19 protein-coding genes are annotated in these 25,815 nt (G+C 65.7%); 9 read left to right on the top strand and 10 right to left on the bottom strand.

The genetic code is table 11. The features are described 5' to 3' along the window. Positions 1-114: 114 nt before the first annotated feature. The 3 genes from BDW41_RS15240 to BDW41_RS15230 all read left to right on the top strand — a co-directional run bounded on the left by BDW41_RS15240 (position 115) and on the right by BDW41_RS15230 (position 6,427). Positions 115-1,260 carry a hypothetical protein gene (locus BDW41_RS15240; RefSeq protein WP_074549794.1) on the top strand — a complete coding sequence of 382 codons (1,146 nt, stop codon included), beginning with the start codon at positions 115-117 and terminating at the stop codon, positions 1,258-1,260. Positions 1,261-1,698: 438 nt separating this feature from the next. Further along, positions 1,699-3,951: a catalase/peroxidase HPI gene (gene katG, locus BDW41_RS15235; RefSeq protein WP_074549792.1), complete on the top strand. Its 2,253-nt coding sequence runs from the start codon at positions 1,699-1,701 to the stop codon at positions 3,949-3,951. Between the two features lie 322 nt (positions 3,952-4,273). Further along, the gene (locus BDW41_RS15230; RefSeq protein WP_074550060.1) at positions 4,274-6,427 is read left to right on the top strand and encodes an EAL domain-containing protein; all 2,154 of its coding nucleotides are present in this window, start codon (positions 4,274-4,276) and stop codon (positions 6,425-6,427) included. An 8-nt stretch (positions 6,428-6,435) separates the two neighbouring features. Here the strand turns inward: BDW41_RS15230 and BDW41_RS15225 are convergent, their stop codons facing one another. Then, on the bottom strand, positions 6,436-7,806 hold the full coding sequence (locus BDW41_RS15225) for a phenylacetate--CoA ligase family protein (RefSeq protein ID WP_074549790.1): 1,371 nt from the start codon (positions 7,804-7,806) through the stop codon (positions 6,436-6,438). Between the two features lie 509 nt (positions 7,807-8,315). Here BDW41_RS15225 and BDW41_RS15220 point away from each other — a divergent pair. After that, positions 8,316-8,552 (top strand): GDCCVxC domain-containing (seleno)protein, encoded by a 237-nt coding sequence (locus BDW41_RS15220; RefSeq protein ID WP_233496892.1) that lies wholly within the window; start codon positions 8,316-8,318, stop codon positions 8,550-8,552. A gap of 195 nt (positions 8,553-8,747) precedes the next feature. Here BDW41_RS15220 and BDW41_RS15215 read toward each other — a convergent pair whose 3' ends face one another. The 8 genes from BDW41_RS15215 to BDW41_RS15180 are packed head-to-tail and all read right to left on the bottom strand — an operon-like array spanning position 8,748 to position 17,254. Continuing rightward, the gene (locus tag BDW41_RS15215; RefSeq protein WP_074549788.1) at positions 8,748-9,524 is read right to left on the bottom strand and encodes a DUF1080 domain-containing protein; all 777 of its coding nucleotides are present in this window, start codon (positions 9,522-9,524) and stop codon (positions 8,748-8,750) included. A 19-nt stretch (positions 9,525-9,543) separates the two neighbouring features. Then, positions 9,544-10,452, bottom strand: a complete 909-nt coding sequence (locus BDW41_RS15210; protein ID WP_074549786.1) for a TIM barrel protein — start codon at positions 10,450-10,452, stop codon at positions 9,544-9,546. Positions 10,453-10,493: 41 nt separating this feature from the next. Next, the gene (locus BDW41_RS15205; RefSeq protein ID WP_074549784.1) at positions 10,494-11,549 is read right to left on the bottom strand and encodes a sugar phosphate isomerase/epimerase; all 1,056 of its coding nucleotides are present in this window, start codon (positions 11,547-11,549) and stop codon (positions 10,494-10,496) included. Between the two features lie 34 nt (positions 11,550-11,583). After that, positions 11,584-12,174 (bottom strand): gluconate 2-dehydrogenase subunit 3 family protein, encoded by a 591-nt coding sequence (locus BDW41_RS15200; RefSeq protein ID WP_074549782.1) that lies wholly within the window; start codon positions 12,172-12,174, stop codon positions 11,584-11,586. Between the two features lie 9 nt (positions 12,175-12,183). After that, entirely contained in the window at positions 12,184-13,875 is a 1,692-nt protein-coding gene (locus tag BDW41_RS15195; RefSeq protein WP_074549780.1) for a GMC family oxidoreductase, read from the bottom strand. 46 nt (positions 13,876-13,921) lie between these two features. Next, entirely contained in the window at positions 13,922-14,797 is an 876-nt protein-coding gene (locus tag BDW41_RS15190) for a sugar phosphate isomerase/epimerase (protein WP_074549778.1), read from the bottom strand. Positions 14,798-14,843: 46 nt separating this feature from the next. Beyond that, a complete protein-coding gene (locus BDW41_RS15185) occupies positions 14,844-16,061 on the bottom strand; it encodes an MFS transporter (protein WP_074549776.1) in 1,218 nt (405 codons plus the stop codon). Further along, positions 16,058-17,254, bottom strand: coding sequence for a Gfo/Idh/MocA family oxidoreductase (locus BDW41_RS15180; protein WP_074549774.1), 1,197 nt, complete (start codon positions 17,252-17,254; stop codon positions 16,058-16,060). Before BDW41_RS15180 ends, BDW41_RS15185 begins: the two co-directional genes overlap by 4 nt. A 360-nt stretch (positions 17,255-17,614) precedes the next feature. Between BDW41_RS15180 and BDW41_RS15175 the strand changes: the two genes are divergently transcribed. The 5 genes from BDW41_RS15175 to fdhE all read left to right on the top strand — a co-directional run bounded on the left by BDW41_RS15175 (position 17,615) and on the right by fdhE (position 24,533). Then, a complete protein-coding gene (locus BDW41_RS15175) occupies positions 17,615-18,691 on the top strand; it encodes a LacI family DNA-binding transcriptional regulator (protein WP_233496891.1) in 1,077 nt (358 codons plus the stop codon). 239 nt (positions 18,692-18,930) lie between these two features. Further along, positions 18,931-22,008: a formate dehydrogenase-N subunit alpha gene (gene fdnG / locus BDW41_RS15170; RefSeq protein WP_083337697.1), complete on the top strand. Its 3,078-nt coding sequence runs from the start codon at positions 18,931-18,933 to the stop codon at positions 22,006-22,008. 10 nt (positions 22,009-22,018) lie between these two features. Further along, on the top strand, positions 22,019-22,930 hold the full coding sequence (gene fdxH, locus BDW41_RS15165; RefSeq protein ID WP_074549772.1) for a formate dehydrogenase subunit beta: 912 nt from the start codon (positions 22,019-22,021) through the stop codon (positions 22,928-22,930). After that, positions 22,927-23,586 (top strand): formate dehydrogenase subunit gamma, encoded by a 660-nt coding sequence (locus BDW41_RS15160; RefSeq protein WP_074549770.1) that lies wholly within the window; start codon positions 22,927-22,929, stop codon positions 23,584-23,586. The genes fdxH and BDW41_RS15160 overlap by 4 nt, the downstream gene beginning before the upstream one ends. After that, on the top strand, positions 23,583-24,533 hold the full coding sequence (gene fdhE / locus BDW41_RS15155; RefSeq protein ID WP_074549767.1) for a formate dehydrogenase accessory protein FdhE: 951 nt from the start codon (positions 23,583-23,585) through the stop codon (positions 24,531-24,533). The genes BDW41_RS15160 and fdhE overlap by 4 nt, the downstream gene beginning before the upstream one ends. Positions 24,534-24,631: 98 nt before the next feature. On the opposite strand, the gene BDW41_RS15150 is transcribed toward fdhE, so the two are convergent. Next, positions 24,632-25,687, bottom strand: a complete 1,056-nt coding sequence (locus BDW41_RS15150) for a permease (protein WP_074549765.1) — start codon at positions 25,685-25,687, stop codon at positions 24,632-24,634. Positions 25,688-25,815 lie beyond the last annotated feature (128 nt).

The following is a 25,815-nucleotide window of genomic DNA, read 5'->3' as shown; positions in this document are numbered from 1 at the left end:
CACCACTACGCTTGCGAAGGCATTCGGCCGGCTTGCTATGCTGGGCCTGCGTCATGGTGTGAGTTCCGCCTGACGCGTTGCACGGATGCGGTTCATCGCCAAGGAGTTCGCCTCGTGGTGCCACTTTCTTTCTCCGACCTGGTCGCCTTCACCCTGCTGGCCCTGTTGATCGCCGTTCCGGTGACGATCATCCTGGCCCTGCTGGGCATCAAGCGTTCCATTCGCCGCAGCCGCTTCTGGCGCTACGGTTTGCCGATCTGTGTCGCGTTCGTGCTGCTGCAGCTGATGCTGCTGTTCAATCACGGCGATATCGAGCAGGCCTACGCTGACGCGCTGAGGCAGCACTACACGCACCACCTGTCGGAGCCCAAGGTCTACGACGGCCTGCAGTTTCCCGCAGGAGCCACCGTCGTCCTGACGACCTGGGAGCCGCACACTGTGTCCACCGGCACGCTGCCGGTGGAAACCATGCTGCTGGGCCTGCCTGTACACGGCGATTTCAGCATCGACGTGGCCGGATACGACAAGCCGGTCCGTTACCTGTCCGAAGGCGTGCTGAGCAGGGTGGCGGAGATTCGCGGCGTGCCGTGCGCCGCCGGCAAGTTCAGCCACAGGGTGGACAGCTCGAAGGACTCCGTCGATTGCACGCTCGCGGCCGATCACGCCATCGGTGATCTCGTGCTGCCGGCAGGAACCAGGGCAAGCCTCGCCTTCGACGTGGATCGCCCCGGGGACGTCGAGGTGTTCGGCGATGCCCCGCGCGACTGGTCCGCGCTTGGCGTGCAGTGTGCCAAGGGCGAGTTCGACTACTACGGTGGGCCCAAATGCATCCTGGCCAGGAACCAGCTTGTCGCGGGCTATCCGCTGGCCGCCGGCCAGGAAGCGTCGATCTACCGCACGCGCCATGGCGAGCTGGCCGTCACCAAGGGCGTGCTGGCGGAGAACTTCGAGGTAGCCGGCGTACGTGTGCCGGTGGGTTCGACCATCGAGGCGACCTACAACGGCGACGGCATCGATGCGGACCGACTGCGCCACCACGACCTGGGCGAGGGCGAGTACGTGGGCTTCGAGTTGCCGAAAGGAGCGCGCATGGAGCTGGCCGGTTCCGTGCTCGAAGGCGACTTCATCAGCCTGTCGGTGCGCGCCAGCTCGATCAGCGCCCACGTCGTGGTCGATCCGGAAGGCGAGCACACGATCATCCGCGATGGCGAGTTCGACCTGGCCACGCGCCAGTGGAACTGGAAGACGTACGACGACTGAGACGCTGCGTGCGTCGCAGAAACGCGCAGCGTCGCACCACGTCGCCTTCACCGCGCTTGCCGTAGAACCTGCGGTCTGTCGAGCGCGCGTGTTCGTATCGTGAAGCCTTCGATAAGAACTCGCTGCCGGGGAAAGCGACAGGGCGAGAAAGCACGCGATGCCATAGCCGGCGCCTATCACTGGCATTGCAAGAATCGAATTCTCTTGCCCATGGCCCTTGCGTAGAGTCCCCAAGGAAGAGCTTGTCGATGCGAGGCACATGGGCCCATGCACGCCACGACACCGCCATCGAATTCGACCCACGCCTCACCGGTGCCCGCACGCGGCGCATCGCGGCAGCGGTCGCGCGCAGATCGCCCGGCGGCAACGCCGCGGCGCCAAGGAATGCCCCAACCATCGTCGTACCTGTAGTGGATCACTCTCCCAAGGAGAAAGCGCATGTCCAACGAAGCAAAGTGCCCGTTTCCCCACGCCGCCGGCAGCGGTACGACCAACCGCGACTGGTGGCCCAACCAGCTGAGGTTGGACCTGCTCGCTCAGCACTCCGACCGTACCAACCCGCTGGACCAGAACTTCGATTACGCCAAGGCGTTCAAGAGCCTCGACTACGCCGCGCTGAAGAAAGACCTCGCCGCGTTGATGACCGATTCGCAGGACTGGTGGCCCGCGGACTTCGGCCACTACGGCGGCCTGTTCATCCGCATGGCCTGGCATAGCGCCGGCACCTACCGCGTCGGCGACGGCCGCGGCGGTGGCGGCCGCGGACAGCAGCGCTTCGCGCCGCTGAACAGCTGGCCCGACAACGTGAGCCTGGACAAGGCGCGCCGCCTGCTGTGGCCGATCAAGCAGAAGTACGGCCAGAAGATTTCCTGGGCTGACCTGATGATCCTCGCCGGCAACGTCGCGCTGGAAACCATGGGCTTCAAGACCTTCGGTTTCGGCGGCGGCCGCGAAGACACCTGGGAGCCGGACCTGGACGTGTACTGGGGCAAGGAAACCACCTGGCTGGGCGGCGACATCCGCTACGGCAAGGGCACGCCCGGCCACGAGAAGGAAGGCGTGCTGGTGGCCGAGAAGGAATTGCACGGCACCGAGACCAGCCGCACCGACGGCGGGCGCAACCTGGAGAACCCGCTGGCCGCCGTGCAGATGGGCCTGATCTACGTGAACCCGGAAGGCCCGGACGGGCATCCCGATCCGCTCGCCGCGGCCAAGGACATCCGCGACACCTTCGGCCGCATGGCGATGAGCGACGAGGAAACCGTGGCGCTGATCGCCGGTGGCCACACCTTCGGCAAGACGCACGGCGCGGGCCCGGCCACGCACGTGGGGCCGGAGCCTGAAGGCGCCAACATCGAGTTCCAGGGCCTGGGCTGGAAGAGCACGTTCGGCACCGGCGTCGGCGCCGACACCATCACCAGCGGCCTGGAAGTGACCTGGACCAGCACGCCCACCAAGTGGGGCATGGGTTTCTTCCAGAACCTGTTCAACAACGAGTGGGAGCTGACCAAGAGCCCGGCCGGCGCCCACCAGTGGGTGGCCAAGGGTGGCGAGGCGACGATTCCGCACGCCTTCGACCCCTCGAAGAAACTGCGGCCGACCATGCTCACCACCGATCTCTCGCTGCGCTTCGATCCGGGCTTCGAGAAGATCTCGCGCGACTTCCTTGAGCATCCGGACAAGTTCGCCGACGCGTTTGCCCGTGCATGGTTCAAGCTGACCCATCGCGACATGGGCCCGCGCGCGCGCTATCTCGGCCCGGAAGTGCCGAAGGAAGAGCTGATCTGGCAGGACCCGATTCCGGCGGTCGATCATGCCCTGGTCGACGACAAGGACGTGGCCGCGCTCAAGCAGAAGATCCTCGCCTCGGGCCTTTCGGTGGGCCAGCTGGTGAAGACGGCCTGGGCTTCCGCATCCACTTTCCGTGGCGGTGACAAGCGTGGCGGCGCCAATGGCGCGCGCATCCGCCTTGCGCCGCAGAAGGACTGGAAGGCCAACGATCCCGAGGAACTCGCCAAAACGCTCAAGGTGCTCGAAGGCATCCAGGGCGACTTCAACGCCTCGGCGTCCGGCGGCAAGAAGATTTCGCTGGCGGATCTCATCGTGCTGGCCGGTAGCGCGGGCATCGAACAGGCGGCGAAGAATGCCGGCCACAACATCACCGTGCCGTTCTCACCGGGCCGCATGGACGCCACGCAGGAGCAGACCGACGTGGAATCCATCGGCATGCTGGAGCCGCTGGCCGATGGCTTCCGCAACTTCCTCAAGAACGATTTCAGCGTTCCGGGCGAAGTGCTGCTGGTGGACAAGGCGCAGCTGCTCACCCTCACCGCGCCCGAGATGACGGTGCTCGTCGGCGGCCTGCGCGTGCTCAATGCGAACGCCGGCAAGCAAACGCACGGCGTGCTCACCGACAAGCCGGAAACGCTGACCAACGACTTCTTCCGCAACCTGCTCGACATGGGCACGGAGTGGAAGCCCACCTCGCGCGAGACGTTCGAAGGCGTGGACCGCAAGACCGGCAAGAAGAAGTGGACGGCCACGCGCGTGGACCTGGTGTTCGGCGCGAACGCGCAGCTGCGTGCCCTGTCCGAGGTGTACGCCAGCACGGACGGGCAGGACAAGTTTGTCCGCGACTTCGTCGCCGCCTGGGTAAAGGTGATGAACCTCGACCGCTTCGACCTGGCGTGATGCATGGGCTGGCCCTGCCGTAAGCAGGGCCACGCTGCACCGACCGGCCCCGCCCCCGCCAGGGCGGGGCTTTTCTTTGCGCATTCACGGCGCCGTATTCGCCGGCCTGCGCGTTTCCGCTCAATGATCGCCGAACGCCGCCGATACGCTGTGGACGTGTCGGGAAGCGCGCCGGGTCTTGCCTTGCCCGTCGCTTCTACATGCGGCATTCACGGCACAAGGGATTAGCTTCGGCGTGGCAGCGTCCGCCGATGCAGGCGAATGCCATAGTGAAGCGGGGGGAAGAGTGCTTAAAGCGACGGTGGCGCTCGTGTTGGCGGTCATGGCGGTTGCGTTCGCGCACGCGGCGCCGGCATCGCTGCGCGTGGTCAGCGACGACAACTACCCGCCGTACCTATTCATCGGGCCGGATCATCAGCCCCGCGGCTACCTGGTGGACGAGTGGAAGCTGTGGGAGAAGAAAACCGGCGTTCACGTGGAGCTGGTGCCGACCGATTGGGCCAACGCCCAGAGCATGCTGCTGGACGGCCAGGCGGACGTCATCGAAATGCTGTTCCAGACGCCCGAAAGAGCGCCGCTCTACGATTTCTCCGCGCCCTATGCCAAGGTCTCGGTCGGCATCTATGTCGATACGACCATATCCGGCATCGACGATGTCGACGCGCTGCGCGGCTTCGAGGTGGGCGTGGAGCGCGGCGACGCCTGCGTCGAGCATCTCAAGGAGCATGGCATCTCCGCGATCAAGCTGTATCGCGGCTACAACGAAATGATCGAGGCGGTGCACAAGCGGGATGTCCGCATTTTGTGCATGGATGACTATCCCGCCAATTACTACCTGTACAAGAACGGCGCCGACACCGAGTTCAAGCGCGTCTTCGAGTTCTACTCGGGCCAGTTCCATCGCGGCGTGCGCAAGGGCGATGCCGCGACGCTGGCGCTGGTGGACAACGGCATGCGGCTCATCACCCGCGAGGAGCGCGACGAGCTGCGGCGCAAGTGGATGGGCCATCCGGTCAACTTCACGCCGTACACGCAGCTTTTCGCCTATGCGCTGGCCGTGGCAGGCGCGGCGGGCATTGCGCTCGCCATCTGGGTGTTTACCCTGCGGCGCGCGGTGGAGCGGCGCACCCGGGACCTGGGCTTTCTCGTCTATCACGATCCGCTGACGCGCCTGCCCAACCGCGCGCTGCTCATCGACCGCATCGACCAGGCGATCCGGCACAAGGAGGGCGCCCGGCTGGCGCTGTTCCTGATCGGCCTGGACCACTTCAAGCGCGTGAACGAGAGCGTCGGCCACGAGGTGGGCGACCAGTTGATCAAGGACATGGCCGAGCGTCTGCTGGGCATCGAGCAGGCGCACACGGTGGCGCGCCTGGGCGGCGACACCCTGGCGGTCGCCCTGGTGGGAACGCTGGAAACCGCGACCATCACGGCGGCCGCCGAGCGCATGCTGCGCCTGGTCGGCAAGGGCTTTGCGTGGCAGGGTAGGACCATCTTCGTCAGCGCAAGCATCGGCATCAGCACCTGGCCAGCCGACGGCGACGACGGCGCCACGCTGCTCAAGCACGCCGACGCCGCGCTGGGCCTGGCCAAGCGCGAGGGGCGTGCGCGTTTCCGCTTCTACAACACCTCGCTGACCAGCGAGGCCCAGGGCTTGCTCGACCTCGGCGAAGGCCTGCGCCGCGCGCTGCAGCGCGACCAGTTCCTGCTGCTCTACCAGCCGCAGGTGGACCTGCGCACGGGCAGGGTGGTGGGCGTCGAAGCCTTGCTGCGCTGGCGCAGCGATGCCTACGGGCTGGTTTCGCCCGACCGCTTTATCCCTTATGCCGAAGAGGCCGGCCTGATCGGTGCCATCGGCGACTGGGTATTGCAGGAGGCGTGTCATCGCGGCGCGCAGTGGGTACGGCGCGGATGGTCGGGGCTGCATATGGCGGTGAATCTTTCGCCCCGGCAGTTCGGCAGTTTCAACCTGTTCGAGCAGGTGTCCGACGCGCTGGGTTCGTCGGGCCTGCCGCCGCATCTGCTGGAACTGGAGATCACCGAGGGCAGCCTGTTGCAGCACGGGCCGGCGGTGTCGTCCGTGCTTTCCCGGTTGAGGGCACTAGGCTTGAGCTTCGCCATCGATGACTTTGGCACGGGCTATTCGTCGCTGGCGTACCTCAACCGTTTCCCGATCCAAGTGCTGAAGATCGACCGCAGCTTTCTGATCGGCCTGCCGGACGACGCCAGGGCCGTCACGCTCACCTCCACCATTATCGCCATGGCGCGCAACATGAACATGCGCGTGCTGGCCGAAGGCGTGGAAACGGAGGCGCAGTGGAATTTCCTGCGTGATGCAGGCTGCGATTGCGCGCAAGGCTGGTACATCGGTCCGCCCATGTCCGCCACGCAGTTCGAGGACTGGATTTCGCGCGGCGCGCCGTTTCCCTACAGCGATGGCCTGTATTCGCAAACCTCGGAGAACGGCATCCGTTAGTCGGCCCGTCAGTGGGCAACCGGGTCGCCGAGTTCCGAAACGGTCAGCCGTGTCTTGCCGCTGCGGGTCAGTGGAATGCTGTCCACGAAATGGCAATGCAGCGCAACGCTGTCGCCCAGCACCTTGTGGATCTCGCGCTGGATAAAGGCCAGCGAATCGTCGTCGAACGCAGGGCCGCGCACGATGGACACATCCAGGCGATCCAGTTGGCGTTGCACGACCTGGTAGCGGCTCACGCCCTTGGTTTCCTTGAACAGGAACGGAAAGAACATGCCGGGCAGCACGCGGCCATCCGGCGTGTGGATGGCGTCGAGCACGCGGCCTTCCACCTGCTTGATCAAGGGCAGCCCGCGGCCGCAGCTGCAGGCGTGGTGCGCAGGCGTGGCCAGGTCGGTGGTGGCATAGCGGATGAACGGCATGCCGTAGTTGGAAAGGTCGGTGACCACCACCTCACCGGTTTCGCCTTCCGGTGGCGCATCCGCGGTCTTGGGCAGCTCCACCACCAGATGGTCGGCGTTGACGTGCAGGCCCTCGTGCCGCTCGCATTCCGATGCCACCAGCATGAACTCGCGGCATCCGTAGGTATTGAACGCAGGGCAGCCGAATGCCTGCTCCACGATCTCGCGCTGGAACTCGTGCAGTGCCTCGCCGCAGGAAATGAACGATTCCGGCCGATGGACGCGGCGGCCGGTATCGAGCAGCCATTGCGCGAGGCGGATCAACGGTCCGGTATAGCCGAGCAGCACGCGTGGCCGGAAATCGTCGATGGCGTCGGCGTACTCGGCCATGTTCGCGTCCGTCATGTGGAAGCTGTTGATCACGCGGCGGGAGAACGCGGCGTGGTAGAGATGATCCTTCACGCGCTGCCTCCACGGCATGTTGCCCACGCCCGCACCCCACAGCAGCAGGCTGCGCGCGCCCAACGGCGCGCCCGCCCAGCCGTAGCCACGCCACATCACGGCATGGCGACGGCTGTTGCTTTCGCGCGTGTAGCCAAAGCGCATCGGCTCGCCGGTGGAGCCGCCGGTGGCCTTGTAGAGCAGTTCATCGCGCATCGACACTGCTTTCAGGTCGTCGAAATGCGCGCGGATGTCCGCCTTGGTCAGCAGCGGTAGCCGGGCGAAATCCTCCATGCTGCGGATGTCATCCGGCGTGACGCCGAGCGTGCGCCACTGCTTCTGGTAATAGGGCACTTCACGATGGCAGTGCTCCAGCAATTGTTTCAGGCGCGTCCATTGCAATTGCGCCACCTGTTCGGGCGACAGCCACTGATCCTGCTCGTAGCGATCGAGCCACGGCAAGGTGTCGCGGTGGCGCAGCTTGGATTCATACGCGGGAAACAACACGCGTCGAAAGGTCGTTTCGTACCAAAGGCTCATGGCTGCATCCCTCCCGTGATCGGGTAGCCAGTCGGCTTCTTCAGAAATACCCCTGCAAAAGCGCAAGTTTTTGAATGTGTGCTTCCTTCAACCCGTGGATTATCTCTCTGCCGGAAAGCGACGCGCTTACACGTGACTGTCCTTGGCCATCGGAAATAGGTTCTATATAGACGGGCCGATATGGACGTCCAATCGCCTTGTTTCATGCGTTATTTCGGGGTTTTTCGTGCATGGGAGCGAAGGCGGGCGAGCCATTGGCAGGCATTGCGTCAGCGCTTGCGTAACGTGTCCGGTCGTTGGAACTTGCGATATGGCGTCAGCCCAGTGAAAGCCTCATCAGCGCTGCGTCGTGGCTGCCGGATGTGCCGCCGCGCACTGGCGGTGCCACCTGCGGCACGGTTTTTCCCGCACGGACGGTGGCAGGCTGGCGTCGAATCGTGAGTGCCGCGGCCGCGGTGAAGGCGGAAGGGATTTCCGCCATCATGGCGGCCCGGTAAGGAGGCGCGTGGATGGCGACGAATATCGATGGCGGGACGCTGATGCTGGAGTCGCGTCTGGCATGCCCGCAGTGCGGTCACCTGAGCGTGGAAGTCATGCCGACGGATGCCTGCGTGTTCTTTCACGAATGCGCCGCTTGCGGCGCGCTGCTGAAGCCCAAGCCGGGCGACTGCTGCGTGTTCTGCTCGTATGGGTCGGTGCCATGTCCGCCGATGCAGCGGCAGGGGCGTTCGTGTTGCGGGGGCTGAGGACTCGGTCAAAATCTCGTATGAACGCTTATATCCCTCACCGTCATCCCCGCGAAAGCGGGGATCCAGCGACTTTACTCGCTGCGATAAGGCTTAAAGGCACTGGATCCCCGCTTTCGCGGGGATGACGGTGAGGAGGAATGTGCACTCCCGCAGGATTTAGAACCGGCTTTAAGCCGACATGCAGCCAGCCACTCAATCCAACGGCCGCACCCAGATGTTACGAAAGCTGATCGCCGCCGATGGATCGCCATGCGCCTGCAGCTTGATCGCCGCATCCGCATACGGCTTGTACTTCGGCTTGCCGATGTAGAAGGTCTCGCCGGCGAGCTGGGTGTGGTTCTGCACCAGCACGCCGTTGTGGAACAGGGTGACGTAGCCCGGTGACTTGAGCGTGCCATCCGCGGCGAACACCGGCGCGGTCCACACCACGTCGTAGGTCTGCCATTCGCCCGGCGGACGCATCGCATTCACCAGCGGCGGCGATTGCTTATAGATGCTGGCGGCCTGACCGTTGACGTAGGTCTTGTTGTTGTACGAGTCGAGGATCTGGATTTCGTAGCCTTCGTCGCCCGGCCCGGTGGAGGCGAGGAACAGGCCGCTGTTGCCGCGCGCCTGGCCTTCGCCGGTGATGTCCTTGGGCACGCGCCATTCCAGGTGCAGCTGGTAGTTCCTGAAATGCCGCTTGGTCTGGATGTTGCCGGTGGCCTTGTCCACCGTCGCCACGCCATCGTGCACCTTCCAGCGCGCTGGCGACTGGTCCTTGGAGGCTTCCCACTGGCTGAGGTCGTGGCCGTCGAACAGCACGATGGCATCCGACGGCGGCGCGCTGTCCTGCTTGCCGGGCGTCACCGTCCTGGGCACGGGCTCCCATTGCTCGGTGGCCTTGGGATCGGTGGGCTCGGCGGACTGCGCCCAGGCGGCGGAGGTGGCGAGCGCGAGCAGGATGGCGGCGTTGATTCGTTGTGTCATGGGTGTATCCGATGGATGTTCAGACCGTGCAGATCCTGGCCGCGTCCGCGAAGGAGGCGAACGGATCGGAACTCGCGGGCATGAATTCGTGTGCGACGAAGCCGGTGTAGTCGAGGTCGGCAATCGCCTTGGCGATGGCGTGGTAGTTGAGTTCCTGCGTGCCGTCGATCTCGTGGCGGCCGGGCACGCCGCCGGTGTGGAAGTGGCCGATCCAGGCGATGTTGTCGCGGATGGTGCGGATCACGTCGCCCTCCATGATCTGCATGTGATAGATGTCGTACAGCAGCTTGACGTGGGGCGAGCCGATGCCCTTCATCACCGCCACGCCAAACGCCGTGCTGTCGCCCTGGTAGCCGTGATGGTCGACTTTGCTGTTCAGCAGTTCCACGCAGAGCGTGATGCCGTTTTCCGCAGCGTAGGGCGCGATCTTCGACAGGCCCGCCACGCAGTTGTCGATGGCCTGCTGGCGGTCGATGCCGTCCTTGCGGTTGCCGAACATGGTGATCAGGTTCTTCACGCCTGCCTGCTTCGCGAGCGGGATGGTGGTTTCCAGCTCCTTCAGCAGCACGGCGTGATTGGCCGGGTCGTTGAAGCCCATCGCGATGAAGTTGTCGCGACGGCTGGGATAGCCCATCGACACCGCCAGCCCGTGATCGCTGACCACCGACCACTCATCGGTATACAGCAGATCGACGCCGCCAAAGCCGATCGCCTTGAGTCGCTTGCACAACTCGGGCAGCGGTGCCTTGGACGTCCAGCGGCTCAGCGATTGTTTGAGGCGTCCGGCGGCCGGCGCCGCTGTTGCGTTGTTGCCATTGCCTGCCGCGGCATGGGCGAAACCCAGCGGTGAGGTAGCGGCCAATGTTGCGATGGACGCGATGCGCCCCAGTGCGGCACGACGACTGAGGCCAAGGGAAGAGTCGGTCATGGCCTGGGCAACTCCGGGGCAGGCGGGCAGGGGCGCATGTGTTATTCGAGTCCCAGCAGTTGGCGGTTGAAATGGCTATCGGCCTGGGTGGCGACAAAATCGTCGAAGGCGCGCCCGGTGACCTTGATGATGTGCTCGCGGATGAATACCGCGCCTTCCTGCGCGCCCACCTGCGGATCTTTCAGCGCGCACTCCCATTCCAGCACGGCCCAGCCCGGATAGTCGTACTGCGCGAACTTGCTGAACACCGCGCCGAAGTTGATCTGCCCGTCACCCAGTGAGCGAAAGCGGCCGGGACGGTCTACCCAGCTTTGATAGCCGCCGTAGACGCCCGCGCGCCCGTTGGGGCGGAACTCCGCATCCTTCACGTGAAAGGCGCGGATGCGTTCGTGGTAGAGATCGATAAAGGCCAGATAGTCCATCTGCTGCAGGACCATGTGGCTGGGGTCGTACAGGATGTTGGCGCGCGGGTGATGGTCGACCACGTCGAGAAAGCGCTCGAAGGTGGCGCCGTCGTGCAGGTCTTCGCCAGGGTGCAGCTCGAAACAGACATCCACGCCGGCCTCGTCGAACGCATCGAGGATGGGACGCCAGCGGCGGCCAAGCTCCGCGAATGCCTCGTCGATCAGGCCCGCCGATCGCTGCGGCCACGGATAGAACAGATGCCACGCCAGCGCGCCGGAGAAGGTGGCGTGCGCGGTAAGGCCGAGGTGCCTGCTCGCCTTGGCGGCCAGTTTCAGTTGCTCCACCGCCCAGGCCTGGCGGGCCTGCACGTTGCCGCGCAGCGCCGGTGGCGCGAAGCCGTCGAACAGGCGGTCGTACGCGGGATGCGAGGCCACCAGTTGCCCTTGCAGATGGGTGGACAACTCCGTCACCGCCAGGCCGTGCTCCGCCAGCATGCCGGCGATGTCGTCGCAATAGGTCTTGCTGGCGGCCGCCTGCGCGAGATCGAACAGGCGCGTGTCGTTGGAGGGAATCTGCACGCCGACGAAGCCCAGCGAGGACGCCCAGCGGGCGATGTCGGGCAGCGTGTTGAACGGTGCTTCGTCACCCGCGTACTGAGCGAGAAAGATGCCCGGCCCCTTGAGTGTTTTCATGGCTGGTGTCCTGATCTGCGCGAGGGACCGCGTTTCAAAGCGTCAATACCGTTTCGACGGCCCATGCCTTGCCATTGCCCGCCTTCGACAGCGGGACATCGGCATGGTAACTGCCGGGCACGGCCGCGTACTGGAGCACCTCCGTGCAACCGGGTTCGGACAGGAAGAAACCCATCATGGTGAGTTTCTTGGTCATCATGACGAAGTTGGCGGCGGACACCTTGTCCGAGTCCGGCGAATCGGCCAGCGCCTCTTCATGCAGCTTGCGCACCAGCGCCTTGCGCCGCGCTTCGTCCAGCTGCAGGAAGGGCTTGCCGCCGGCCTTGTCGAACAACGCCAGCGAGGCGAGATAGCGCTGCTGCTCGTTGTTCGTATAGACGTCCTTGAACATCTGGTCGATGAAGGCGGGGACGCCGGCATCCAGCGCGCCGGGCGTCTTGCTGCGGGGCAGGATGATGTCCACCACCGCGGCGATCAGGTCGCCCTGCGGCGCGGTGAAGAAGCGCGCCGAGGAGCCCGATGCCTGCGCGGCCGCGTGCGCATCGATGGCGGCCAGCAGCGACGGTGCGGCCACCACGCCCACGGCCAGTGCGGAAACGCATTTCAACCATTCGCGACGATTCATGGTGTGTCCTCAAATGTTGCCGCGCTTGAGTTCTTCCACGGCGTGATTGGCCGCGCGTGCGGTCAGCGCCATGTAGGTGAGCGAGGGGTTCTGGCAGGCGGACGAGGCCATGCACGAACCGTCGGTGATGAACACGTTCTTGCAGGCGTGCATCTGGTTCCAGCCATTGAGCACGGAGGTTTTCGGGTCGCGCCCCATGCGCGCCGTGCCCATCTCGTGGATGGCGGAGCCGGGGTTCGCCTCGATCTGGTACGTGCGCACGTCGTGATAGCCGGCCGCCGTCATCATCTCCATCGCATCGGCGAGGATCTCCTTCATCATGAGGACCTCGTTTTCCTTGTGCTCCACGTGGAAATTGAGCACCGGCAGGCCGTACTTGTCCTTGTGGTTGCGGTCCAGCGTGACGTAGTTGTCGTGCGAGGGCAGCATCTCGCCGAAGCCCGACATGCCCAGTCGCCACGGGCCGGGTTCTTCCGCCGCCTGCTTCAGCTCATCGCCGAGCAGGGGCTGGTTCACCAGCCGCGCCCAGCTCTGGCGGCTTGCGCTGCCCTGGAAACCGAAGCCGCGCAGGTACGGGCGCTTGTCCGAGCCGATGTTGCGATAGCGCGGAATATAGAAGCCGTTGGGGCGGCGACCGGTGTAGTAGCGGTCCTCGTGGCCGTCGACGGAGGCGGTGACGCCGCTGCCGAAGGTGTGGTCCATGACGTTGTGGCCGAGTTCGCCGCTGTCGTTGCCGAAGCCGTTGGGGAAACGGCTGGAGGTGGAATTGAGCAGGATGTGCGTGGTGCCGAAGGTCGAGGCGCACAGGAAGATCACGCGCGCGAAGTAATCGGTCTGCTTGCCCGTTTCCGCATCGAGCACGCGCACGCCGGTCGCTTTGCCCTTGGCGTTGTCGTAGATCATCTCGTAGACGATGGCGTTGGGCACGATGGTCATGTTGCCGGTGCGCTCGGCCGAGGGCAGCGTCGAGGAGTTGCTGCTGAAATACCCGCCGAAGGGGCAGCCGCGCATGCACAGGTTGCGGTACTGGCAGGTGGCGCGCTGCGGGCTTTGGTCGTGCTTGAGCGGCGCGGACAGGTTGGCGGTGCGGCCGATGATCAGCTTGCGGTTGAACTTGTCGGCAAGGCGTCCGCCGAATTCCTTCTCCACGCTGTTCAGCTCCATCGGCGGCAGGAACTGCCCGTCGGGCAGCTGCGCCAGGTGTTCGATGGAGCCGCTCACGCCGATGAAGTTCTCCACGTAGTCGTACCACGGCGCCAGGTCCACATAGCGGATGGGCCAGTCCACGCCGACGCCTTCCTTGGCGTTCGCCTCCAGGTCCATCTCGCTGAGGCGATAGCTTTGGCGTCCCCACATCAGCGAGCGTCCGCCCACGTGATAGCCGCGGAACCAGTCGAAGGGCTTGGTTTCCTCGTAGGGGTTGTCGATGTCATCGACGAACCAGTGCTTGGTGGACTGCGTGATGCCGTAGAACGAGGGCCGCGTGCTCTTGGGGTGGCGCAGCACGTCTTCGCGCGTGGGTTCGTCGGCGTAGGGCAGCTCCCAGGGCGCTTTCATGGCGGTGGGGTAGTCGCCGTGCTTCACCATGCGGCCGCGATCGAGCACCAGCGTCTTCAGGCCTTTTTCGGTCAGTTCCTTGGCGGCCCAGCCGCCGCTGACGCCGGTGCCGACGACGATGGCGTCGTATGTGTTCTTTTCCATCATGATCCCTTGCAACAAGGCTATCGGTGAGTGGGGAAGGCGCGGCTCAGCGCAGCGGCCGCAGGTAGGCGTAGTCGATGCGCGCGGCTTCGAGCTGGCTCACGCGGCTGAAGGGGCCTTCCTGCTCGACGAAGCAGTGCTTGAGCCCCGCGCGATCCGCCGCCGCCATGATCGGCTTGTAGTCCACCGTGCCGCGCCCCAGTTCGGCGCCCGGATATTCGTTGGGCGCGGGCGAGGGCAGGAAATCCTTGGCGTGCATCAGCGGGATGCGGCCCGGATTGGCATTGAAATAATCGACGGGATTCTTGCCGCCGGCGTGCACCCAGCCGCAGTCGAGCTCGAACTTCACCAGTTGCGGGTCGGTTTCCTTGAGCAGCACGTCGTAGTACGTCTGGCCCTGGCCGACTTCGGTGAACTCCTTGTGGTGGTTGTGGTACGCGTACTGCAGGCCCGCCTGCTTCGCCTTTTCGCCGATCTGGTTGGCGTAGGCCGCGGTGCGCTTGGCGTCGTCGAGCGTGTAGGTGGCCTCGCCCTTGCCGCCTTTCATCTTCGCCATGATCTCCGGCAGCATGCTGCTGACGATGTACTGCGTGCCGAGCACATGCGCCGCCTCGATGCCGGGGTCGATGCCCAGGCTGTCGAAGTGCATGCTGGGGCAGGCCAGGCCCGCTTCCTTCAGCTGGTCGCGCAGCGTCTGCGCGGTGGTGGTGACGATGGCTTCGATCTCGCTGTAGCCGATCGACTTCAATGTCTTGAGCGTGCCCATCGGCTCGTCCTGATAGGCCTTGAGCACCATGTAGAGCTGGATGCCGAGCGGCTTCTGCGCCGCGGCGGCGAACAGCCTGCCGGGCGAGCCGGCGGCCAGCCACGCGGCGCCGCCGAGCAGGGCGGATCGAGCCAGGAACTGCCTGCGGGTCAACATGGATATTTCTCCCGGATGTCCAGGTGGATGTGTTGGGGACGGTGGCTTACGCCGTGGTGGCGACGGGGCTGCCGGCCTCGGCGCGGCGATCCTTGAACAGCAGTACGAACAGCACCAGCACCACGGCCGCGCATCCGCCGGCGATCAGCCAGATGGCATGCCAGTCGTGCACGACCACGCCTTGCGCGACCGTGCTCGAGTTGGCGTCCACCACCCAGCCCGACAGCCACGAGCCGACGAACATGCCCAGGCCGTAGGTGAGGAAGGTGATCAGCCCCTGCGTGGCCGCGCGCAGCGCGGGCGGGGCTTCGCGGTCGATGTAGATCTGGCCGACGACGAAGAAGAAGTCGAAGCAGATGCCGTGCAGGACGATGCCGAGCCACAGCATCCACATCAGTTGGCCGGTGCCGCCGAGCGCGAACATCGCATAGCGCACCACCCACGCCAGCATGCCCACGGCGAGCATGTACTTCACGCCCAGGCGGCGGAAGAACCACGGGATGAGCAGCATGCAGAACAGCTCCGACATCTGCCCGCCGGTCATCTTGCCGGCGGCGTTGGCGACGCCGATCTCGTTGAGGTAGAGGTTGGTGAAGGCGTAGTAGAACTGCAGCGGAATGCAGATCAGGAAGGAGGCGAGGGCGAACACCGCCATCGAGCGGTCGCGCAGCAGGTGCAGCGATTCCAGCGGAAGCGCGTGGCGCAGCTCGAAGCGTTGGTGGCGCGCCAGCGGTGGCGTGGGCGGCAGGCTGAGGCAGTACACCGCCATGACCACCGACAGCGCGGCGGCCAACAGCAGCGGCGAGGCGGTGGCCTCCACGCCCCAGGCGCCCACGGCCAGGCCAACCACGATCCAGCCCAGCGTGCCGAACACGCGGATGGCGCCGAACTCCTCGCGCGGATCGCTGATGTGCCGCATCGCCAGCGACGTGGTCAGTGCCAGCGTCGGCATGTAGCACAGGCTATAGACCAGCAGCACCGTGTAGAGCACCGGGAACAGATGCTGCTGCGCGGCGACCACCAGCAGCACCGCGCCGACAACGTGCAGCGCGGCCAGCACGCCGCGCGTATCGAACAGGCGATCGGCCAGCAGGCCGACGAACAGCGGCGAGATCATCGCGCCGATGGCGGTGGTGCCCGCCACCGCGCCGATCTCCTGGCCGCTGAAGTGCAGCGTCTTGCCCATCCACGTGCTGACGGTGACGTACCAGGCGCCCCAGATGGCGTACTCGAACAGCATCATCAAGCGAAGGCGCCACTTCATCCCCGTTTCCCCTTTTTGCGTGGTGGCTCGATGTCGTCGCCGACGTTCTGCCAGATGCCGCCCGCGGCATGGCTGCGCAGCATGGCGTCGATCACCAGGCTGTTGCGGTAGCCGTCCTCGAAGGTCGGCAGGGCGAGCGGGCGCGTTTCCGGCGTGCCGCCGCGGCGTATCCAGGCGTAGGCATCGGCGATGAGATTGCGGAAGGCGTCGGCCCAGGCTTCCGGATGTCCGGCCGGCAGGTGTGCGTAGCCGCGCGCGGAGGCATCCAGCAGGGCCGGATCGCGTTCCAGCAGCGTATTGGCTTGCGCGTGGTGCCCGATCCACAGCGTGTTGGGCTGTTCCTGCTGCCACGCCACCGAGGCGAGGCGGCCATTCACTTCCAGCCGCAGGTCGTTCTTGTGGCCGGGCAGCACCTGGCCGACGATCAGGGAACCGCGCGCGCCGTTGTCGAAACGCAGCAGCACGCTGGCCAGGTCTTCGCTGGTGATGGCGACTTCGCGCCGCGGTGCGTTCTTGCCCCGCGTGGCAAACGCCTTGGTGGATTCGGCCGGCGCGCGGCGCACGGGAACCACGGTGTGCAGGTCGGCAAGCACCGCCACGATGCGCGAGCCGGTGACGTGCTCGGCAAGGTCGCACCAGTGCGAACCGATGTCGCCCAGCGCGGAACTCGCGCCGCCCCGTTTGGGATCGAGGCGCCACGTGTAGGTGTCCTGGTCGGTGAGCCAGTCCTGCAGGTAGCGGCCGTGCACGAACACCGGCGCGCCGAGCTTGCCCTTGGCGATCATGGCTCGCGCCTGCTGCACCAGCGCATGTCCGCGATAGTTGAAGGTGACCACGTGCGCTACGCCCGCTGCGCGCGCGGCTTCCGCCAGTTCGCGGCTTTCCTGCGTGTTGCTGGCCAGCGGCTTGTCCGAGATCACGTGCTTGCCGGCGCGCAGGGCGGCCAGCGAGATGTCCCGGTGCAGATGGTTGGGCGTGGTGTTGTGCACCACTTGCACGGCAGGGTCGGCCAGCAGTTCGGCATGGCTCGCATAGGCGCGTTCCACGCCCAGCTCGCGTGCGCGCTTGCGGGCGGAGTCGAGGCTGGAGCCGGCGATGCCGACGATGTCGACATTCCCCAGGCGGCGGACCGCATCGAGGTGATGCGCGGCGATGAAGCCGGGGCCGACCAGGCCCATGCCCAGTCGCTTCATCGGGCCGTCTCCCCTGGCGCAGGCGCCTGGACGGCCGTTGCTCCCCGCTGGCTTGCCATGTCCCCTCCCGACTCGCCGTGCAATCGAAAATGTATTCGATTACATCGGCATGGTTATTGGGTTACTGCATCGAGTCCGGATTGTTTGCGACAACGCCGGATGGCTTGCTGCTATAAATTGGCCGAAATATGTAGCAGATGGATAAATGCCGGTGCAACGATTTCATGTAATCCATTACATTGCGTTGCACCAATGCGCACGGGCATGGTCGCCGGAAGGGCGGCGCTATCCGCGCGCTCGTCGGCCTCAGGCCCGGTGGTATCGTCATGAGCAATGCAGCAAAGCGGGAGGCGTGAGCCGGTGAGCGGGGATGGATCCAGACGCAAGCGGCCCGGCGGCAAGGGCAAGCCGACCACGCCCGAGGCCGCGCCCGCGCGCGGCCGCACGGTCAAGGAAATCGCCGCGGCCGCCAACGTGTCCGTGGCCACGGTGTCGCGCGCCCTGCAGCGGCCGGAGATCGTCAGCGAAACCACGCGTCAGCACATCCATGAAGTGGTAAAGCGGCTGGGCTACACGCCCAACGCGCTGGCGCGCAACCTGCGCACCGCGCGCACGCGGCTGATCGTGGCCTTGCTACCGGACATCGCCAACCCGTTCTTCTCCGAGGTGATCCGCGGCATCGAGCAGGTGGCGCACGAGAGCGGCTATTCCGTGCTGCTGGGCGAAACGCAGGGCAGCCTGGTGCGCGAGCAGGCCTATGCGGACATGGTGGCGGCGCGGCAGGCCGACGGCATCATCACCATGTCGCCGCGCGTGCCGGCCATTCCCGTGCAGGGGCGGCTGCCGGTGGTCAACGCCTGCGAGTACGTGAAGGACGCCCAGATCTCCAGCGTCTACGTGGACAACGTCACCGCGGCCGGCGTCGCCGTGGATTACCTGGTGATGCTCGGCCATCGCGACATCGCCTTCGTCGGCGGGCCGCCGACCAGCCCCATCTGCGTGGACCGCGAGCAGGGCTATCGGCTCGCCCTGCAGCGCGCGGAGCTTTCCTTCGACGCCGGCCTGAGCGTGGCGGGCGACTTTTCCATCGAGGCGGGGGAACGCGCCATCGAATTGCTGCTGGCGCAGCGGCGACGCTTCAGCGCCGTGTTCTGCGCCAATGACGAGATGGCCATCGGCGCCATGCGCGCGCTCGGCGCGCACGGCCTGCGCGTGCCGGAGGATGTCTCCGTGGTCGGCTTCGACGACATCCGTTTCGCACGCTACACCACACCCGCGCTGACCACCGTCGCCCAGCCCAAGAACGCGCTGGGCCGCGAGGCCATGGCCATGCTGATCGAGCTGTTGAACGATGCCGGCGTGCCGCCGCGCAAGCGCGTGCTGTCGGCCGACCTGGTGGTGCGCGGCTCCACGGCGCCGCCCTCGCGCGCACGCTGAAGGTCGTCCGCCGATTGTGACAACGGCGCTTCGGAAAGCCGGCGTGAACGTGGCGTCGAACCGTCCCGGACAGGTCATGGGCTTCGCAAGAACGTGGCCGTTTTGCCTCGGCGATCTGTGCTACCTTTTTGAACAGACAGCAGCGTCATACCCGCTGTCTTCACGGAGATTTATCGAGCCACGTCGTCTGCCCGATCCAGCGGGCGGAAGTTCAGCCAGATTTCCCGGGAGCGCAAGCGATGGCACTCACCCGCCGCGAGTTCATCAAGTTCACCGGCCTGGGCTTGGCAGCATCGAGCCTCGGCATGCTCGGCTTCGGGGCCGCGGGGGAGGCGCAAGCCGCCGCCGTCCGACCCTTCAAGCTCACCCACGCCACCGAAACACGCAACACCTGCACGTACTGTTCGGTGGCCTGCGGCATCCTGATCTACAGCATGGGTGACCGCGCCAAGAATGCGCTCTCCAACATCATCCATATCGAAGGCGATCCGGATCACCCGGTGAATCGCGGCACGCTGTGCCCCAAGGGCTCGGCGCTGCTCGACGTCGTGCATGCGCCCACGCGCCTGAAGGCGCCGCGCTATCGCAAGCCGGGCGGCACGGAGTTCGAGGAAGTCTCCTGGGATTTCGCGCTCGATCGCATCGCGCGCCTGATGAAGGACGACCGCGACAAGAACTTCATCGCCAAGAACGCCGCCGGCACCACGGTCAATCGCTGGACCAGCGTCGGCATGCTGGCGGCCTCGGCGTCGTCCAGTGAAACCTCCTACCTCACGTGGAAGGTGGTGCGCTCCCTCGGCATGGTGGTGTTCGACAACCAGGCGCGTGTCTGACACGGACCGACGGTGGCCAGTCTGGCCCCATCATTCGGTCGCGGTGCGATGACCAACACCTGGCAGGACATCAAGAACGCCAACGTCGTCGTCGTCATGGGTGGCAATGCCGCCGAGGCGCATCCGTGCGGCTTCAAATGGGTGATCGAGGCGAAGATCGAAAACGGCGCCAAGCTCGTCGTGGTCGATCCGCGCTTCACGCGCACGGCTTCCGTGGCCGATTACTACGCGCCCATCCGCCCGGGCACCGACATCGCCTTCCTCAACGGCGTGATCCGCTACCTGCTGGAAAAGGACGCGATCCAGCACGAATACGTGCGTGCGTACACCAACGCCGGCCTGATCGTGAAGGATGGGTTCGACTTCAAGGACGGCCTGTTCAGCGGCTACAACGAGGAAACCCACACCTACGACAAATCCAGCTGGGACTACGAGCTGGACGAGCAGGGGTATGCCAAGTCGGACGACACCTGGCAGAACCCGCGCTGCGTGATCAACCTGCTCAAGCAGCACGTGTCGCGTTATACGCCGGAGATGGTGTCGCGCATCTGCGGCACACCGCAGGACAAGTTCCTGCACGTGTGCGAGCTGTTCGCCAGCACCGCCGCGCCGGACAAGGCCATGACCAGCCTGTTCGCGCTGGGCTGGACGCAGCACTCGGTGGGCGCGCAGAACATCCGCACCATGGCGATGGTGCAGCTGCTGCTGGGCAACATCGGCGTGGCGGGCGGCGGCATGAACGCGCTGCGCGGGCACTCCAACATCCAGGGGCTCACCGACGTCGGGCTGCTTTCCAACCTCATGCCGGGCTACATGAACCTGCCCAACGACAAGGAAACCAGCCTCGACGTCTACATGAAGACCAAGCAGTACAAGCCGCTGCGTCCGGGGCAGACCAGCTACTGGCAGAACTACCGCAAGTTCTTCGTGAGTTTCCAGAAGGCGATGTACGGCGATGCCGCCAAGCAGGAAAACGACTGGGCCTACGACTGGCTGCCCAAGCTCGACATCCCGCTGTACGACATCATCAAGGCGTTCGAGATGATGAACAACGGGCAGATGACGGGCTACATCTGCCAGGGCTTCAACCCGCTGCAGGCCTTCCCTGATCGCGGCAAGATCCGGCGCGGCCTGAGCAAGCTGAAGTTCCTCGTCACGATGGATCCGCTGGACACGGAAACCTCGCGCTTCTGGCAGGACTTCGGTCCGCAGAACCCGGCGCATTCGGCGGACATCCAGACCGAAGTGTTCCAGCTGCCCACCACCTGCTTTGCGGAAGAGAACGGCTCGCTGGTCAACTCCGCGCGCTGGCTGCAGTGGCATTGGAAAGCAGCCGAAGGTCCGGGCATCGCCAAGTCCGACATCTGGATCATGAGCGGCATCTTCCATCGCCTGCGCGAGCTGTATCGCAAGGAAGGCGGCGCCTTCCCCGATCCGCTGCTCAACGTGACGTGGAAGTACACCGACCCGATCAGTCCCGATCCGGAAGAGTTGGCCAAGGAAATGAACGGCCGCGCACTGGCCGATCTGACCGATCCGGCCACCAACACGGTGACGACCAAGGCCGGCACGCTGCTGGATGGCTTTGCGCAATTGCGCGACGACGGTACCACCGCGTCCGGTTGCTGGATCTTCTCGGGCTGCTTTACCGAGAAGGGCAACCAGATGGCGCGCCGCGACGCCACCGACCCGCGCGAGCAGGGCATCGCACCCAACTGGGCGTGGGCCTGGCCGGCCAACCGGCGCATTCTCTACAACCGCGCCAGCGCAGACCCGGACGGCAAGCCGTGGAACCCGGCCAAGCCGATCATTTCCTGGAACGGCGCGCGCTGGGTGGGCATCGACGTGCCCGACTACGGTCCCACGGTGAAGCCTTCCGACGGCGTCGGCCCGTTCATCATGAACGCCGAAGGCATGGGGCGATTGTTCGCCCGCGACCAGATGGGCGACGGTCCGTTCCCCGAGCACTACGAGCCGCTGGAATCGCCGGTGGAGAACGTGCTGCATCCCAAGGTGAGCTCCAACCCCGTGGCCCGCGTGTTCGCCGACGACCGCGCGGCGTTTGGCAGTCCAAAACAGTTCCCGTACGTGGCCACCACGTATCGCCTCACCGAGCACTTCCACTACTGGACCAAGCACGCGCTGATCAACGCCATCCTGCAGCCGGAGGAGTTCATCGAGATCGGCGAGGTGCTGGCGAAGGAGAAGGGCATCGAGCAGGGCGGCTGGGTGAAGGTGTCGTCCAAGCGCGGCGAAGTGATATGCAAGGCCTATGTGACCAAGCGCATCAAGCCCATGCAGGTGGACGGCAAGCCCACCCACGTGATCGGCGTGCCCATCCACTGGGGCTTCACCGGTCAGGCCAGGAAGGGTTACGGCGCGAACACGCTGACGCCATCCGTCGGCGACGCCAACACACAGACGCCGGAGTTCAAGGCGTTCCTCGTCAACGTCGAAAAGACCAGCGCACCGGTCGCCGCCTGAGGAAGCCGCCATGTCCGACCTTCAATCGCAAGACTACGTACGCCGCTCCGCATCGACAATGACGCCGCCGCAGGCGCGCAACCACGAAGACCAGGTGGCCAAGCTCATCGACGTCACCCGCTGCATCGGCTGCAAGGCCTGCCAGTCGGCGTGCATGGAGTGGAACGACCTGCGCCAGGACATCGGCCATTTCGAAGGCTCGTACCAGAACCCGGACGACCTGAGTCCCGACGTGTGGACCCTGATGAAGTTCGCCGAGTACGAGAACGAGCAGGGCAACCTGGAATGGCTGATCCGCAAGGACGGCTGCATGCACTGCGAGGATCCGGGTTGCCTGAAGGCCTGCCCGGCGCCGGGCGCCATCGTGCAGTACGCCAACGGCATCGTCGATTTCATCAGCGACAAATGCATCGGCTGCGGCTACTGCGTGAAGGGTTGCCCGTTCGACATCCCGCGCATCAGCAAGAAGGACCACAAGTCGTACAAATGCACGCTGTGCTCCGACCGCGTGTCGGTCGGGCTGGAGCCCGCCTGCGTCAAGGCCTGCCCGACCGGCGCGATCATGTTCGGCTCCAAGACCGACATGAAGGACTGGGCGCAGGAGCGCATCGTCGACCTGAAGTCGCGCGGTTTCGAAAAGGCCGGCCTGTACGACCCGCAGGAAGTCGGCGGTACCCACGTGATGTACGTGCTGCATCACGCGGACAAGCCTTCGCTGTATTCGGGCCTGCCCGACAATCCGCGGATCAGCCCGATGGTGACGGCGTGGAAGGGCATCATCAAGCCCATCGCGCTGTTCGGCGTGGCGCTGGCGGCACTGGCCGGCTTCTTCCACTGGATCACCGAGGGTCCGAACGAGGTCACCGAGGAAGACGAGGCAGCCGGCGAGCGCGTGCTCGACGACGCGGAGAAGACGCTATGAGCAGCTCCAGGACCGTGATCATCCGTTACACCCGGGTGAACCGCATCAACCACTGGATCACCGCCATCTGCTTCGTGCTGCTGACCCTGTCGGGGCTGGCGATGTTCCATCCGCTGATGTTCTGGCTGTCGGGCCTATTCGGCGGCGGGCAGTGGATGCGCGCGGTGCACCCGTGGATCGGCTGCCTGCTGATGCTGAGCTATCTCGGCCTGATCGTGCAGTTCTGGCGGGAGAACCTCGTGCAGAAGAGCGACGTCGAGTGGATGAAATCCATCAAGGACGTCGTGGAAAACGACGAGGAACGCGTGCCGCCGGTGGGCCGCAACAACGCCGGCCAGAAGTTCGTGTTCTGGTCGATGACCTTGCTGATCCCCGTGCTGTTCTTCACCGGCCTGGTGATCTGGGAGGTGTATTTCGGCGAGGCCACCTCGATGCCGGTGCAGCGCGCGGCGGTGCTGATCCACAGCCTGGCGGCCATTGCGGCGATCATCGTGTGGGTGGTTCACGTATACGCGGCGATCTGGGTGCGCGACTCGGTGCGTGCCATGACGCAGGGCTACGTGACACCGGGCTGGGCGTGGCGGCATCACCGCGCGTGGCTGCGTGAGATAGCCGCCGGCGAGCACGGCAAGGACATCATCAGGAAGCGCCCATGAGGCAAGCCGGCACGCCGCCCGAAGGCAAATGGACCGGCCCGGCGCATGCCGGCGTCAAGGCGCCCGATCCCATCCTGCTCGCTGATCCTTCCCGCCGTTTCGCCGTCACGGCAAAACGACTGGAGCAGCTGTCCAAGGGGCATCCGCTGGAGCCGTGGCTACGTTTCATGGCCGCACTGGCGCAGGCGCAGCATGTTGTTGCCACCACGCGCGCGCCCGCCGCCGTGCTGGGCGACGACGTGGTGGCGGGGGTGGTGGAAGCGCGCCTGCCGCCGCTGGCGGCGGACGGGCATCACCGCGATGCCTCCTGGCGCGAAGGCCTGGGCCTGCTGCTCGATCACATGGACGCAAGCGAATTGCCGCCCGCCACGCAGGATGCCATGCGGCAATTGCGCGGCAGCGACACCGCCGCGCTGGAGAAGCTGGCCGACCGCTTCCTGCGTGGCGGATTGAGCGCCGAGGACACGGCCGCGGCCGTGTTCGTCGCCGCCGCGCTGCAGGTCTACTTCACCGGATCGGCGGCGCGATTGAACGTCGACCATCTGCGCCTGCTGGAAGAACGCGCGCTGTGCCCATGCTGCGGCTCGCCTTCCGTCGCCGGCGTGATCACCGCCACCGGCATCACGCCGGGCACGCGCTACCTGTACTGCTCGCTGTGCTCCACCGCGTGGAACCACGTGCGCGCGGTGTGCATCACCTGCGGCGGCACGCGCCACCTGTCCCTGCGCAGCATCGAAGGCGATACCGGCGCCGTGCAGGCGGAAACCTGCGATGACTGCCACACCTACGCCAAGCTGCTCTACCAACTGAAAGACACGCAGCTCGACCCGTATGCGGACGACCTCGCCTCGCTGGGGCTGGACATGCTGGTCGCCGAGGCGGGTTATGCGCGGCATGCGCCCAATCCGCTGCTGTTGGTGGGGGAGAGTGAGGTGGTGGAGGAATAACGGGACGTCTCGCGACACGATTGCGGGGAGCCTCAAAGACACCGTCATTCCCGCGAAAGCGGGAATGACGAGCAAGAGCACGAAATACTGAGGCGCCCTCAACGCAACCCGAGCAACACGGCAAGCCACCCACCAAGCACCCCAAACCCCACCACCGCCAACGCCAGCGCCACCAGCACCCGCCACGGAAACGAGCGCCCCAGCATCGCCAGCGACGGCAGGCTCACCGGCGGCAGGGTCAGCAGCAGTGCGGCGGCCGGGCCACCGCCCAGCCCCAACGCCAGCATCGCCTGCACGATGGGCACCTCGCCCGCGGTGGGAATCACGAACAGCGTGCCGGCCAGCGCCAGCGCCACGATCCAGAACCACTGGTCGCCGATCGCCGGGTCCACGTGCGGAAACATCCACGCGCGCACCGCGCCCAGCAACAGCACGATCACCACGTATTCGGGAATCAGCCGCAGGGCCATCCTGCCGAAGATCTGCGCCCAGCGGCGGAACACGTCAATCACGGAGCGCGGCTCTGCTTCGCTCGCCACCCATGCGTCCGTGGGCGCCAGCTCACCCGGCCCTGCCATGCGGTTGGCCATGTGGCCCAACCCGAACACCATGGGCACACCCAGCAGCACGCGCAGCGCCGTCCAGTGCCAGCCCAGCACGAAACCGGTGAACACCAGGGTGGCGGGATTCAGCACGGTATTGCCCAGCCAGAACGCCACCGCCGCGCCCGGCGAGGCGCGGTGTTCGCGCAGGCCCACCACCACCGGCGCGGCGCAGCAGGTGCACATCATGCCCGGCACGGCCAGCAGGCCGCCGGCGAGCACGCTGCCGAAGCCGCGGCGGCCCAGCACCCGCTGTACCCAGTCCGTCGGCAGCAGCGCCTGGATGCCCGAGCCCAGCAGCAGGCCCAGCACCATGGCCTGCCAGATGGCCTTGCCATACGCCAGCGCGTAACCGAGCGCGGCGTTCCACGAAGGCGCGGGCGCGCTCGCCGCGTCGCCCACCAGGATGGAATGGCCGATGGCATGCTGGCTCGCCGCGACGAACGCGCGGTGGTAGTACGGCATCCATTTCACATAGAGCAGGCCGGCGACGGCCAGCAGCACGAACACGAGCAAGCGCCAGGAGCGCGCGGTCGGCAAGGTGGCGGACATGTTTTCCCCTTGGCACAACGTTGGCGGCCCTGACAGGGCACGATGTTGCCCACCGTGTGCCGCAGGCCGGATGCGCTGCGTCGGGGCAGGTGACGGCAAAGCCGCGCAGGCATGGTGCATGCCGGCGC

The sequence above is a fragment of the Dyella sp. AtDHG13 genome (assembly GCF_003201105.1).
GTDB classification, from domain to species: domain Bacteria; phylum Pseudomonadota; class Gammaproteobacteria; order Xanthomonadales; family Rhodanobacteraceae; genus Dyella; species Dyella jiangningensis_B.
This window is presented reverse-complemented; position numbering and strand designations above follow the sequence as displayed.

What these genes read in the sequence shown, in the direction of transcription:
- katG (WP_074549792.1), top strand. Translation starts at nt 1,699, where the DNA reads ATGTCCAACGAAGCAAAGTGCCCGTTTCCCCACGCCGCCGGCAGCGGT.
- BDW41_RS15230 (WP_074550060.1), top strand. Translation starts at nt 4,274, where the DNA reads ATGGCGGTTGCGTTCGCGCACGCGGCGCCGGCATCGCTGCGCGTGGTC.
- BDW41_RS15225 (WP_074549790.1), bottom strand. Translation starts at nt 7,806, where the DNA reads ATGAGCCTTTGGTACGAAACGACCTTTCGACGCGTGTTGTTTCCCGCG.
- BDW41_RS15220 (WP_233496892.1), top strand. Translation starts at nt 8,316, where the DNA reads ATGGCGACGAATATCGATGGCGGGACGCTGATGCTGGAGTCGCGTCTG.
- BDW41_RS15215 (WP_074549788.1), bottom strand. Translation starts at nt 9,524, where the DNA reads ATGACACAACGAATCAACGCCGCCATCCTGCTCGCGCTCGCCACCTCC.
- BDW41_RS15210 (WP_074549786.1), bottom strand. Translation starts at nt 10,452, where the DNA reads ATGACCGACTCTTCCCTTGGCCTCAGTCGTCGTGCCGCACTGGGGCGC.
- BDW41_RS15205 (WP_074549784.1), bottom strand. Translation starts at nt 11,549, where the DNA reads ATGAAAACACTCAAGGGGCCGGGCATCTTTCTCGCTCAGTACGCGGGT.
- BDW41_RS15200 (WP_074549782.1), bottom strand. Translation starts at nt 12,174, where the DNA reads ATGAATCGTCGCGAATGGTTGAAATGCGTTTCCGCACTGGCCGTGGGC.
- BDW41_RS15195 (WP_074549780.1), bottom strand. Translation starts at nt 13,875, where the DNA reads ATGGAAAAGAACACATACGACGCCATCGTCGTCGGCACCGGCGTCAGC.
- BDW41_RS15190 (WP_074549778.1), bottom strand. Translation starts at nt 14,797, where the DNA reads ATGTTGACCCGCAGGCAGTTCCTGGCTCGATCCGCCCTGCTCGGCGGC.
- BDW41_RS15185 (WP_074549776.1), bottom strand. Translation starts at nt 16,061, where the DNA reads ATGAAGTGGCGCCTTCGCTTGATGATGCTGTTCGAGTACGCCATCTGG.
- BDW41_RS15180 (WP_074549774.1), bottom strand. Translation starts at nt 17,254, where the DNA reads ATGAAGCGACTGGGCATGGGCCTGGTCGGCCCCGGCTTCATCGCCGCG.
- fdxH (WP_074549772.1), top strand. Translation starts at nt 22,019, where the DNA reads ATGTCCGACCTTCAATCGCAAGACTACGTACGCCGCTCCGCATCGACA.
- BDW41_RS15160 (WP_074549770.1), top strand. Translation starts at nt 22,927, where the DNA reads ATGAGCAGCTCCAGGACCGTGATCATCCGTTACACCCGGGTGAACCGC.
- fdhE (WP_074549767.1), top strand. Translation starts at nt 23,583, where the DNA reads ATGAGGCAAGCCGGCACGCCGCCCGAAGGCAAATGGACCGGCCCGGCG.
- BDW41_RS15150 (WP_074549765.1), bottom strand. Translation starts at nt 25,687, where the DNA reads ATGTCCGCCACCTTGCCGACCGCGCGCTCCTGGCGCTTGCTCGTGTTC.